Source organism: Bradyrhizobium sp. JR4.3 (assembly GCF_040547695.1).
Classification (GTDB): Bacteria; Pseudomonadota; Alphaproteobacteria; order Rhizobiales; family Xanthobacteraceae; genus Bradyrhizobium; species Bradyrhizobium canariense.
In genome coordinates this window covers 1-10,914 of the sequence record NZ_JBEPQF010000074.1, presented here as the reverse complement: position 1 = coordinate 10,914, position 10,914 = coordinate 1, and the positions used below count along the sequence as shown (strand labels likewise).

Annotated in this window: 10 protein-coding genes and 1 pseudogene; 3 read left to right on the top strand and 8 right to left on the bottom strand. The window is 58.5% G+C overall.

Annotation, left to right across the window (positions count from 1 at the left end; all coding sequences use genetic code 11):
- A partial coding sequence (locus ABIB91_RS41340) for a transposase (protein ID WP_354172898.1) occupies window positions 1–631 on the bottom strand: 631 nt, incomplete at its 3' end.
- Between the two features lie 196 nt (window positions 632–827).
- On the opposite strand from ABIB91_RS41340, the pseudogene ABIB91_RS41335 reads away from it, so the two are divergent.
- Window positions 828–2,259: pseudogene (locus ABIB91_RS41335) on the top strand (IS1182 family transposase).
- Window positions 2,260–2,600: 341 nt separating this feature from the next.
- Entirely contained in the window at window positions 2,601–3,911 is a 1,311-nt protein-coding gene (locus tag ABIB91_RS41330; RefSeq protein WP_354172896.1) for an adenylate/guanylate cyclase domain-containing protein, read from the top strand.
- A 26-nt stretch (window positions 3,912–3,937) separates the two neighbouring features.
- Here ABIB91_RS41330 and ABIB91_RS41325 read toward each other — a convergent pair whose 3' ends face one another.
- The 4 genes from ABIB91_RS41325 to ABIB91_RS41310 all read right to left on the bottom strand — a co-directional run bounded on the left by ABIB91_RS41325 (window position 3,938) and on the right by ABIB91_RS41310 (window position 7,305).
- The gene (locus ABIB91_RS41325) at window positions 3,938–4,489 is read right to left on the bottom strand and encodes a hypothetical protein (protein ID WP_354172894.1); all 552 of its coding nucleotides are present in this window, start codon (window positions 4,487–4,489) and stop codon (window positions 3,938–3,940) included.
- 292 nt (window positions 4,490–4,781) lie between these two features.
- Complete coding sequence (locus ABIB91_RS41320; protein WP_354172892.1) at window positions 4,782–4,982, bottom strand: hypothetical protein; 201 nt, start codon at window positions 4,980–4,982, stop codon at window positions 4,782–4,784.
- A gap of 69 nt (window positions 4,983–5,051) precedes the next feature.
- Window positions 5,052–5,291, bottom strand: coding sequence for a hypothetical protein (locus ABIB91_RS41315; RefSeq protein ID WP_354172890.1), 240 nt, complete (start codon window positions 5,289–5,291; stop codon window positions 5,052–5,054).
- Window positions 5,292–7,170: 1,879 nt separating this feature from the next.
- The gene (locus tag ABIB91_RS41310) at window positions 7,171–7,305 is read right to left on the bottom strand and encodes a hypothetical protein (RefSeq protein ID WP_354236485.1); all 135 of its coding nucleotides are present in this window, start codon (window positions 7,303–7,305) and stop codon (window positions 7,171–7,173) included.
- Window positions 7,306–8,231: 926 nt separating this feature from the next.
- On the opposite strand from ABIB91_RS41310, the gene ABIB91_RS41305 reads away from it, so the two are divergent.
- Window positions 8,232–8,459 (top strand): hypothetical protein, encoded by a 228-nt coding sequence (locus ABIB91_RS41305; RefSeq protein ID WP_354172886.1) that lies wholly within the window; start codon window positions 8,232–8,234, stop codon window positions 8,457–8,459.
- A gap of 313 nt (window positions 8,460–8,772) precedes the next feature.
- Here the strand turns inward: ABIB91_RS41305 and ABIB91_RS41300 are convergent, their stop codons facing one another.
- The 3 genes from ABIB91_RS41300 to ABIB91_RS41290 all read right to left on the bottom strand — a co-directional run bounded on the left by ABIB91_RS41300 (window position 8,773) and on the right by ABIB91_RS41290 (window position 9,793).
- Window positions 8,773–9,024 (bottom strand): hypothetical protein, encoded by a 252-nt coding sequence (locus tag ABIB91_RS41300; protein ID WP_354172884.1) that lies wholly within the window; start codon window positions 9,022–9,024, stop codon window positions 8,773–8,775.
- Between the two features lie 70 nt (window positions 9,025–9,094).
- Entirely contained in the window at window positions 9,095–9,250 is a 156-nt protein-coding gene (locus ABIB91_RS41295) for a hypothetical protein (RefSeq protein ID WP_354172882.1), read from the bottom strand.
- Between the two features lie 291 nt (window positions 9,251–9,541).
- Entirely contained in the window at window positions 9,542–9,793 is a 252-nt protein-coding gene (locus ABIB91_RS41290) for a hypothetical protein (protein ID WP_354172880.1), read from the bottom strand.
- Window positions 9,794–10,914 lie beyond the last annotated feature (1,121 nt).

The following is a 10,914-nucleotide window of genomic DNA, read 5'->3' as shown; positions in this document are numbered from 1 at the left end:
GAGGCTTGCGGCGACGGCTGCCTTCACTTGAACCGCCGCCGTCTTCATCGCCGTCCTTATCGCTATTGGCGGCATCAAGCGCTGCGATGTACTCGAGCACCGCATGGGATGCTTCCTCCGCCTTTGGCCAGGTAATAGGCTGGTCGCCGGGAAGTCGCCTAGTCTTGTTCACATCGGCCTTGATCAGGCTCGCATCGACTGAGAACGCTTCGCCTCCGACCAGCCCCGCCGAAATACACAGCGCCACTACACGTTCAAAAACCCGGCGTAAGGCATCGCTCTCACGGAAGCGTTCGCGCCGCGCCCGGCAAAACACAGAGTGATCAGGGATATGACCCTCGATGCCGAGCTTGCAAAACCATCTATAAGCCAGATTGACCTGGACCTCGGCGCAGAGCCGACGCTCGGAACGAAGTGCAAATACGTAGCCCAAGACCAGCATCCGGATCATGAGCACCGGATCAATCGAAGGCCGGCCAGTGTGGGAGTAGAATGGAGCGAGCTCGTTGTGCACCCAACTCAGGTCCAGAAAACCGTCGATTTGCCGTACCAGGTGATCAAACGGCACCACCTTGTCGAGATCAAAGGAGTAAAAGAACTGGCCCTGACCGCTCTCCTGCCGACCTAACATCCGCTGCTCCCGCAAATGCCGCCTCACACCAACGGAATCACGGTTCGCGAGTCGTCTCAACCGGAGTTTTGCAACACAATCCAGTGCAGACCGGAAGCGGCATTTCCCTGCCATCAGGGCAGCTTGTGACGCGACCCTGGCTGTGTGAAAACGCCGTGCCTGCTATGATTCCCGCACTGAATCGGCGGGGGCTGGCATGGCTCGTTTCGTTCAAGGAGCTGATCGCGGGCGATCTACTTTGTTGCCGGAATGCCTGGACGACTGGGTTGCAGATGACAATCCGGTTCGCGTGATCGACGCCTTCGTTGCAGCCCTCGATCTGGCTGAACTTGGGTTCGGTGGCGTTGAGCCTGCCGGCACAGGTAGGCCGTCGTATTATCCGGCCGCGCTCTTAGGGCTCTACATTTACGGTTATCTCAACCGTGTCCATTCGAGCCGCCGCTTGAGCGTAAAGCTGGCCGCAACGTCGAAGTGATGTGGCTGCTCGCCAGGCTTGCGCCCGATCACAAAACGATTGCCGATTTCCGCAAGGACAATGGTCCCGGCATCAAAAAGGTCTGCGCGCGCTTCGTCGAGGTGTGCCGCAAGATGGGCTTGCTCGCGACAGCCAGCGTTGCGATCGACGGCAGCAAATTCAAAGCAGTCAATAATCGCGATAAGAACTTCACGCGCGGCAAAGTCGAGCGGCGGCGCACGCAATTGGAGGAGAGTGTTGCGCGCTATCTCGCTCAGCTCGATACCGCCGACCGGCAGGAGCCGTCGGAAACACTGGAGTTAAAAAAGACGCGGATCAAAGAACGGCTCAAAAATCTGACCGTTGAAATGGCGAAACTCGCAGCGATTGAAAAACAGGTTCTGGCGTCGCCCGATCAGCAGATATCGTTCACTGATCCCGACAGCCGTTCGATGGCCACGAGCGGCCGTGGTTCTGGCGTCGTCGGCTACAACGTGCAGACGGCGGTCGATACAGAAAGCCATCTGATCGTCGCGCACGAGGTGACAACAAGCGGCTCAGACCGGTCGCAACTTGCAAACATAGCCCGGCAAGCCAAAGCCGTTCTTGAGGCCGACACGCTCGATGTTGTCGCCGATCGCGGCTACTTCAAGGGTGAAGAAATCGTGGCGTGCGAGCAATCTGGCATCACGGTGACTTTGCCCAAGCCGATGACATCGGGTGCGAAGGCTTCGGGACGCTTCGGCAAACAGGACTTTGCTTTATCTGCCAAATGAGGATGTTTATCGCTGCCCTGCCGGTGAGAAACTCAAATATTATTATACCAACGACGAAGACGGCCAGAAGCTGCGCAACCATCGGACGAACGCCTGCAAAACCTGTCCACTCAAATCGAAGTGCACGCCGAGCCCACAACGCCGTATGGGTGCACGAGGACGTTCTCGAACGCGCTCAGGCGCGGCTTGACAAGAATCCAAACGCCATGCGCACACGCCGCGAGACCGTCGAGCATCCGTTCGGCACACTGAAGATGCGCATGGGCGCGACGCACTTCTTGTGCGTGACGCTGCCGAAAGTTGCGACCGAGATGGCGCTGTGCGTGCTCGGCTACAATCTGACACGCGTGCTGAACATCGTCGGGATGAAACCGCTGCTGGCGGCGGTGAGGGCGTGATACGGGCGTTGCCGCGCGCCGTTGCGGTTCATGGGGCGCGTAAAAGAGCCCCGACATTGCCTCAGGATGAGTTCTGGTCGAGCGGCCGTAAAACTTGCCCAAATTGATCGGACCGCGATAGCCTGAGTTCGACCGCGCCGGTCCGCGTCATGGAACAGCGTTTTTACACGACCAAGACCCAAAGCTGACCTCCGAAAGGTTTTGACTAAGATGCGCCGCGACCCTCAGCGAACAAGGGCAGCCTGAGGCCATGGCCTCACGACCACGAGCGTCTCGGCGCTCAATTGCACTGCTTGGCCTTTAGCCGTAGGCTACCAAGTGACCCAGACCGGCGGGAAGCGATGGTTGTCGAGACGCGCTATGTGACCAGCGGCGAGGTCTTCGTCGCTTACCAAATATCCGGACAGGACGGTCCGGATTTGCTCATGACGCCGGGTTTTGTGTCCCATCTGGAGCTGTCGTGGGAGAATCCCAACGCCGCGCGTTTTCTTAACGACCTCGGCTCGTTCTCGCGACTGATCCGATTCGACAAACGCGGCACGGGTCTCAGCGATCGTGGCGTCGGCGTCCCGCACCTCGATGAAAGGATCGACGATATCCGCGCCGTCCTCGACGCCGCGGGTTCTAAGAGGGCGTACTTGTTCGGTGTCTCGGAAGGCGGGCCGATGTCGATCTTGTTTGCGGCGACTTATCCTGAACGGGTCGCCGGTCTCATCCTGTTCGGCACGTATGCGCGCACGGTGGGCGCCTCCGTTCCGTTTGACGATTTTGTGGGATTGGAGCGCGATATCCGGTCCAATTGGGGTACCGGCAAAAGTCTGCCAAGTTTCTCCCCGTCAGCTGCCGCAGTTCGCGGGGCCATGGAGCGCTTCGCCAAGTTCGAGCGCTCGGCGGCCAGCCCGTCTGATGTTATCAACCTGATGCGTATGAACCGCGAGATCGACGTAACGGCCATCCTACCCTCGATTCGGGTTCCTACCCTAGTCATGCATCGGCGCGACGATGTGCGCATTCGTGCACTCGCCGGGCGCGAGCTTGGAGAAAGAATTCCTCACGCGCGCTACATCGAACTCCCGGGTGACGATCACCTCGCTTGGTCAGGAGATCAGGATCGGATTGTCGAGGAGATCAGACAATTCATGGGGGTTTCCGCTACTGCCGTCGAGTTTGATCGCGTACTCTCGACTGTGCTGTTCACCGATATCGTTGATTCGACAAGGAGAGCAGCGTTGGTGGGCGACAGGCAATGGCGTTCAATTCTGGAAGCGCATCATGCGGCAGTGCGTTCGGAACTAGAGCGGCATCGCGGACGGGAAGTTAAAACGACAGGCGACGGATTTCTGGCCCTGTTCGACGGCCCGGCGCGCGCTGTCCGCTGCGCCCAGAGGATCGTCAGCGCGGTGCGGCCGCTCGATCTCGAAGTACGGGCCGGCGTCCATACCGGTGAGGTTGAAATGATGGGCGACGATGTGGGTGGCATCGCTGTGCATATCGCAGCACGGGTAGCTCAGCATGCGAAAGCGAGCGAAGTTCTCGCTTCGGGCACGGTAAGAGACCTAGTCGCAGGTGCTGGCCTCAAGTTCGTTGATCAGGGACCGGCCGAGCTTAAGGGTCTTGCCGAGCCGATGCGCCTATTTGCAGCCATCACCTGAATTAGTTCTAGGGCGCCGATTGCGCTCTAGGCTGAGACGCTCACCCGATGTCCACTTTTGGCCCGTTTGAGCCATGCCCGCCTATCCTGAGAATGTCCGTTCACCGGGGTAGACCGGAAGTCGCGCATGATCCGGCCAACCGACGCGAATGACCCAAACGAGACATTTTGGGAGCCGACAGTAATTGCGTTTTCAGGCCGTTGGAGTGGAAATCGCCTGGCTTCTGAGCGCCGATAGCTGTTCCGTGTCATAGCGAGCCCGCAACTTTGCAATTGTCGTTGGATCCGCACCGCCTCGTGCCGATCGGAAGCGGCCTTTGGCCTCGTTGAGGCTGGCGGCGCCGCCGCGGTGCTCGCTGCGCTGGGGACGTTCGGCAGGATCACGGCCCACGACCAGCCGTCGATGCCGCCGACGCCACGGAAGATCCGCCAGATCGAAAGCTCGTCCCAGATCACGTCGGAATCGTCGGGCGCGTTTTGGCCGCCGATCACGGTGCGGCGCATGGTGAAGTCGTCGGTCACGGCGGGGTTATTGCGCGTGCACGCCGAGAACAAACACCGTCGAAAGGTGTGCAGCATACTTGGTATCAGCTGTTCACTTCCTGAGTGTTGCTGTCGCGCTACAGCCAACACCCGAGCGTGCGGTGCTGATTAGCCTTGGGATTTGGGGAATGATCGGCTGCGCCGCATTGAAGCTGCTCGCGCTACGAGGCTAGCAGTCGTCACCGCTGAATCAAACCGCCGTCATCCTGGGATGACGGCGGCCTGCCAATGGTCCTAATAAAAGGTGGGGCGGCCACCCAATACGCGAGCCGGTAGCAGCATGATCCTTATCCAGATCCGGGACCTGCACAAGCCTGATTGGCTCGCCTCAGGCCGCCCGTTCAAGGCATTCCGCGTCCAGATCTGCGATGACATCCTCGAACGCGGAGATGGTCTGCTGTATTGCTGCAATCTTCTGCAGTTCGTCGTCCCTGATCGGGCCGATGCGGCTCTGCAGCGCCACGACCATTTCGCGGCGTCGCTCTTTGAGTTGAACAAGGGGCAGGCCATGGTCGGGCAGATATCTCATGAGTGCCTCCACTGATGAATGCTCAAACAGCGTACCCGAAGACGCTGAAGGAAGGTTCTAAAATTTCAGTCAAATTTTAATAGTATTCTTTACGGCAAACGGGGGCGCGTGGCGCGTGGCTGCTAGGAAGCTAGCCCAGACAACTTTGATGGAAAGCGTGCCCACCACGTAGAGCCATCCCGCCATCGCCAGCATGATGCTGAGGAAAAAGCTCACTCCCCAAATCCACTCGGGAAGGTGCCAATTGCCCGCGATCGGCAACTGCCTAGAGACATCGGTGTTCTCGTTCGACTGATCGGCTGAAATCATGGACCGACCCGCAATACTTGGACGATTGGAACGGCCGCTAGCGTCGCAGTCCTCTCCAGTTCCAGCATTTCCATAGGTGAATCCGGCCACTCGATGAGGGCGCCGGTCGCGCCCTTCAGGACGTCCGTCGCATTGAAGCGGGACGCGCCCCGTGACGAGTGTCAGGACAGATATCGATCTGCGCGAGACTTCGGATTTTTGGCGTCGATCGTAATGTCGGTGCACCGCAGGCGCGTCGCTCCGCTTCTTTGATCCGCGCTCGAAGTTCTTCCAATTCTGAGAGCCGAGAATTGAGTTCGTTCAACCGCTGGGCAAAAAGGAGACCGCGAGAGCTCTTCATCAATGCCTCCAACACAAAACAATGAAAAGGCCAAAAAATAGTGCAGGCGCAACGTACGAGGGGAAGTAAGCGTGTATGACTTTAGCCCGGCAGTCTGTGCACTTTTATGAAACAGCGCACATTTTCAGCCGCATTGGACTTCGCACTTTGTCAGAGCCGGTCCGCTTCCTCCGCGAACCGTGCGGGAATGCGGAAAGCTAGCACGACGCGAATATTATCGTTCGCCGAAAGTTGAGGCTACCTGCTCACATAGGAGGCAGGTCTAGCGTTCACTCCCTCAGGGTGTCGGCTCGCTCCCTTCAGGCGAAGGGGTACAACGCGGCGAGGCGGTCCAGCGGCATCGCACGTTCGGCTGCGTTCAGGAGGCGCTTGCTTATGACGTGGCTGACTTGCCAATCCGGCCGATCAAACTGATCTCCCGCCCAAACTTGGGGGCAGGCATTACCCGAGGGTCGAGTACCCAAACAAAATAATAGTCGTCTTCCATGGCTAGGGCATTTTGGACCAAGGCCGCATCGTCCGTCCACTTCCTCAAGGAGAAGAAACGGGAGTGCTCAATGTACTCCGCTGGCCGTACCTTTCGAGATCGCGCGCGTCAAAGCCTCGAGGCGGGCTGCGATGCCGCTCATTCGGCGCGCCGCGTGTTGAAGCGCGGCACGCTGCTTCAGCGCGATCCATGACCGTTGGATAAGAAGGATCGAGCGATAACCTTGCATCAACGCCTCTCCTGAGGTCTGCGGTTACCCTCGCGGCTCAGTAGTACTTACCGACACTCAAGTTTCTTGAGAAGTCCCGGGTCTCCATACGCCGCTCCAGCCGAGCAGCGTTCGACCTAAAGGGCGAGGAATTGAAATGCGCCTGGGAACCGCTCGGCAATACGGTCCCGTGAAATAAAGGGACCCATTTTTAGAGCGGGTTGCCGCGCTCACATGACGAAACGCGCAATCAACACTGCGCTTCCCATCACGATCGCGCCTGCCACTCCGCAAATGCCACCGAGGTGCACCGGCAACATCAACGTGGGACTATGCAACGGTCATCGCTGGGGCTGCTTGCTCCACAACCATCGCCGGCAATGTGTCCCTCAGGACTCTTAAGAGCCCCGCTGACTCGCTCGGGAGCACTCGGGCCACCCTGGTAGCCGCCTCGCGGATGGGACTGCCTAAGCGCTCCTACGGTCAACGAGGGTCGGTGTGAATGGTTTGTCGTGGGGGCGACTAGAGCCTTGGTTTGTCGTGGGGGCGACTAGAGACTTGGTTTTTTGGAAGCAGCGCATCGTCGCCGCTCGGGTCAAACGCGTGAACGTTGACGCGTTCGCATATCACCAAGGCCCGCGCCCATAACCGTAGTACGCGGGTGCATACCCGCCGTACCCCGGCACAGCATAGGCGCCACAGTTGTAGTACTCGCCGTACCCCGGTTGAGGACAGCCGCGATACCCATAATATCCGGGCCCCGGATAGTACCCACCGTAGTAGCCATAGTCCGGCCCCCACGCATATGCGGAGGACGCTATACCTCCAATCACGGCTCCCGCGATCAATCCCCCAGCGAGCGCGCCACCATATCCGCCTCGCCAGCCTCCGCCGCGCCAACCACCTCCTCCGAACCCGCCATGAAAGCCGTCGCCATGAAAGCCGCCTCCATGAAAGCCGCCGCCATGAAAACCACCACCTCCGAATCCGCCACGCGCGGAGACGCTCGCCGGCGCGAGCGCAACGGCTGCAGTAGCAACGAATGCGAGAAGAACCTTTCTGAACATGAAAACCTCCTTGGTTCAGGAGCATCGAACCTAAACGCGACAATCTCTGTTTGGTTGCTGAGGTGCATGAGTCCGAAGATGGCCCAATCTCAGAAGTCGTGCGATGTCTGAGGTAGGTCCGTAGTTCGTTGCAGAGCGGACGGAGGCACAAAACGCTCGAGCTTCACTCGCGGGTCAGTGATACTTACCGAGACTCAAGTTTCGTGAGAAGTCCCGGGTCTCCGAGCGCCACTCCAGCCGAGCAGCAGACGGGCCTCGAGTGTATTGATTTGGAATCCGCCTGAGAGGATTTTTGGAGATAGGGGTCCCACTCGGAAGGGACCCACCCCCTGGGTGCTCCTACGCTCACATGGCGAACGGCACTAACAGCACCGCGCCACCGAGCAGCACTGAGCCGGCCTGCGCAATCCAGCGCTACCAAGCCTCTCCTGGTCAATACCATCGTGAGTACGGTTGCTAGGATCATCGCGACTCTCTCATCGAGCGGTTGGACGGTCGAGCAGGTTCTTCATGCCCATAGGCGCCATGCGTGCTTGACTCAAAGTTCTTGTTCTGTTCTATTGAGCAAACTCCCAGGTTTGGTCATGCCATCGCTTGAATATCTCCGCTCGGAAATCGAGCTTATGCGCTCGCAGGTCAGCCGACAGCGCATGGAAATCCTCCAACTTCAGAGAGCTGGGATTGGGGCCGCTTCGGCGGAAGCTCTCCTATCGCGGATGCTGGTGAAGGTTGACGGCCTGTGCGCTGAACGCGACCGGCAGGTGCGGGCGGCAAAGGAAGGCCCGACCTATGTCTCGGGCAAGCCGATACGGGGCACTCCGGCAAACCGCAGGCTGTAATGGACAACCTTCGGCGCTTTCCAGCGCCGTGGACGATCGAAGAGGAGACGGACTGCTTTCGCGTGAAGGACGCCGTCGGCTTCTCCCTCTGCTGCTTCGTCCACCGGCAAGACCTTCACGACCGAGCGTATCAGTATGCCGAGCAGTTCCTCACCCGTGATGAGGCGAGGCGGCTCGCCAAAGCATTCTCCAAGTTGCCCGAGCTGCTCAAGCGACCTCAGTACTAGGAACTGAGGAAGAGCCGAAGCGGACAGTAGGTGGTCTGTCCGGGTCAGCATTGAGCTGCGGCCTAATACCCGGTGAAGCGACGTCGGAACCAGCTAGCCCGATTCGGTACCCTGGACCTCCGCGAACCCGCGAACCGCGCCTTTCAGTCCCATGCCAACGGGCATGGCTCCGAGAAGTAAAACGCCGAAACGAATGGGCATAAGTAGGGGATCGCGTCTGTGGGGACTGCGGATAGTGGGGGTAGCTCTTCGACCGAGTCAATGGCGCAGTATAGGCCAGCCCTACCGGCAACCAGAAGGGGAGGGCAAGCAGTCAATCGATCCGCGTTATTGCAACGATATCGTAGATTGGCCCTTTCCAGTTTGGCAGGTGGATCCGATGTTGGGGGTGCGGTTTGACCTGATACTCCGAATCTTCATTGGCGATGGTTTCATCTGCGACGTCCTGAAAAGCACGGAGCGCATCCCGAGTATCGTTGACCGGTTCGATGCTGAAGATTTCATCATTGATCACGCGCACTCTGTGCGATTTCGAACCCTTCCGCAGATCTTCAAAGTACCCCATACGACGATCTCCAAACTGGTGTTCTCTAGGTAATCTTAACCGAGAGGCTGGCGCAAGCTGTCACCGGCCTTCAGTTTGTTGGAGGAAGTTCATTGTAGGAATGGTGCGGAACCTGGCCCGTAACGTCGGCGCCTTTTTCCTCGGAGATGCGCCAAGCTGCCACCCCAAGCAGCCGGTCAGAAAAACGGCCGTCACCATTTAGCATCACGGCGAAAAACTGGTTCACGCGCCCCCCGCGACTAGAAGCACCATGCGAGAGCGAGCACGCACGGGCGATTCGGAAAATGCAGACGCGCTGACTTAGAGGCAGTTTTCTCCAAGGTTGCAGTCCTGTGGATCAACACGCGCCTTTGACCCGCCGCGGCTCAGGCGGCTTGGCTCGGGGCCGGAGGCGAGCGCAAGACTGCTCTGTGAGCCTGCAACTATCAGCGTGCACCAGCTTGTGGCGCGTTAGAGCCAAACCGCCAATCGTGGATCAGTCGATCGTATGCTTTTTGGTGGATCAGGAGCTGCTTTTTCACTGCTTCGCAGAGGCCCTTTGGGTAGGGTCACCCACGTCAATCGGGTCAACATCATTCAGGCCGGCCGATTTTATTGCGCGATATACCTCCACGTGACGAACAAACTCGAGGAGGAGCTGCTCTAAATTTTCCTTGGCACACGCCAGATGCATCTTGGTTGAAATGATCTCGACCGCCGCAGCGTGATTTGGAATGAATACTTTGTTTTCAATTTCCCTGCCCAGCTCGGAGCGTTTTTCTGCCGGCACTCGATTGATCCAATCACGTGAAGGGCGGTCTGCCTTGGACGAAGATCGAAAAAAACCTTGTCCCAAATCTTGTCGTCTTTGATCAGATGAAAATACAGCGGCCAAACGAACTCAGACAGCTGCCGCCCTTTCTGATCAACGCCGATCTTCCATTTTTCCGAGCGGGTCTTGTCTTGGAATCCGATATAGCTATCCCACAGCGATCTGAGCAACACGCCCAATCCTGTGAAGATTGCCGCGAGAATCGTCGACGACAAATCGAAAGTTGCTAGCGCCTGTATGGCTCCCTCACTAGCCGATAGGCAACTCAACTGCTTGACTCAACGTACACCAAGCAGATTCCGAAAAGGGATCGAATTTTAGCCCAGATCCGTAGGTGCGGGCGGCGATGTTCGGCCCTTTCAGATCGCAATGAACTGTGGTGCCCCGGAAGTACAAGGGGGGCGCTCTCAACTTATTTGTTTCGGCTAAGCCCCAGCCCTATGAGTCCAGCAATCACCAAGGCGCTGCCAGCAACAATCAGCCAGTGCGGCAATTCCAATGCGAGCATCGCAGCCTCTACCGAGAGATGAGCCTGTAAGCTGCCGGAAGCGAGAGCTAATTTTGTGGCAAGTTCCCCCAGTCGCCGGGGAGGAGCGGAAATGAAGGAAGCCGCTATTGTTTAGCGGGCGCTTCGGGCGGCTCTGCTGGCGGGGTCGGTTCGACGGCGGGCGCGCTGCCCCTGAGATCTGACTGTGCTGCACAATCGCCGGCCCAAATCTTGGTCCCCCTGACCGTGCCGACTAGCTTGCATCCAATCGGCGCCTGGAGCTTAGCCTGAGCAGGCGGCTTTTTGGCCGCTTTCGGTGGAGCGGTTTGAGCAAACGCGCCAGTGGCAATTAGCAGCGCGAAAAGTCCGACTAGTCGCTTCATCGGTCCGTCCCTTGTTGAAGTTGTTTATTTTCCCTTTGCCTTCAGGCCGATCTCGTCCAACCGGCGAATGGCGGAACGGGTGCGGATTCCGGGGATTGCGGCCAGGGATTCCGATTGAACGCGACCATGCATTCCGATCGAAGGCGGCCACCTGTTCCGACGAAGGCGGCCGGAGTGTCGTTGCCGGCATGAGGAGTTGGGTCAGGTTT

Bases quoted from the DNA above. Each gene is read 5' to 3' on its own strand.
- ABIB91_RS41330 (WP_354172896.1), top strand. From the start codon at position 2,601: ATGGTTGTCGAGACGCGCTATGTGACCAGCGGCGAGGTCTTCGTCGCT.
- ABIB91_RS41325 (WP_354172894.1), bottom strand. From the start codon at position 4,489: ATGCTGCACACCTTTCGACGGTGTTTGTTCTCGGCGTGCACGCGCAAT.
- ABIB91_RS41320 (WP_354172892.1), bottom strand. From the start codon at position 4,982: ATGAGATATCTGCCCGACCATGGCCTGCCCCTTGTTCAACTCAAAGAG.
- ABIB91_RS41315 (WP_354172890.1), bottom strand. From the start codon at position 5,291: ATGATTTCAGCCGATCAGTCGAACGAGAACACCGATGTCTCTAGGCAG.
- ABIB91_RS41305 (WP_354172886.1), top strand. From the start codon at position 8,232: ATGGACAACCTTCGGCGCTTTCCAGCGCCGTGGACGATCGAAGAGGAG.
- ABIB91_RS41300 (WP_354172884.1), bottom strand. From the start codon at position 9,024: ATGGGGTACTTTGAAGATCTGCGGAAGGGTTCGAAATCGCACAGAGTG.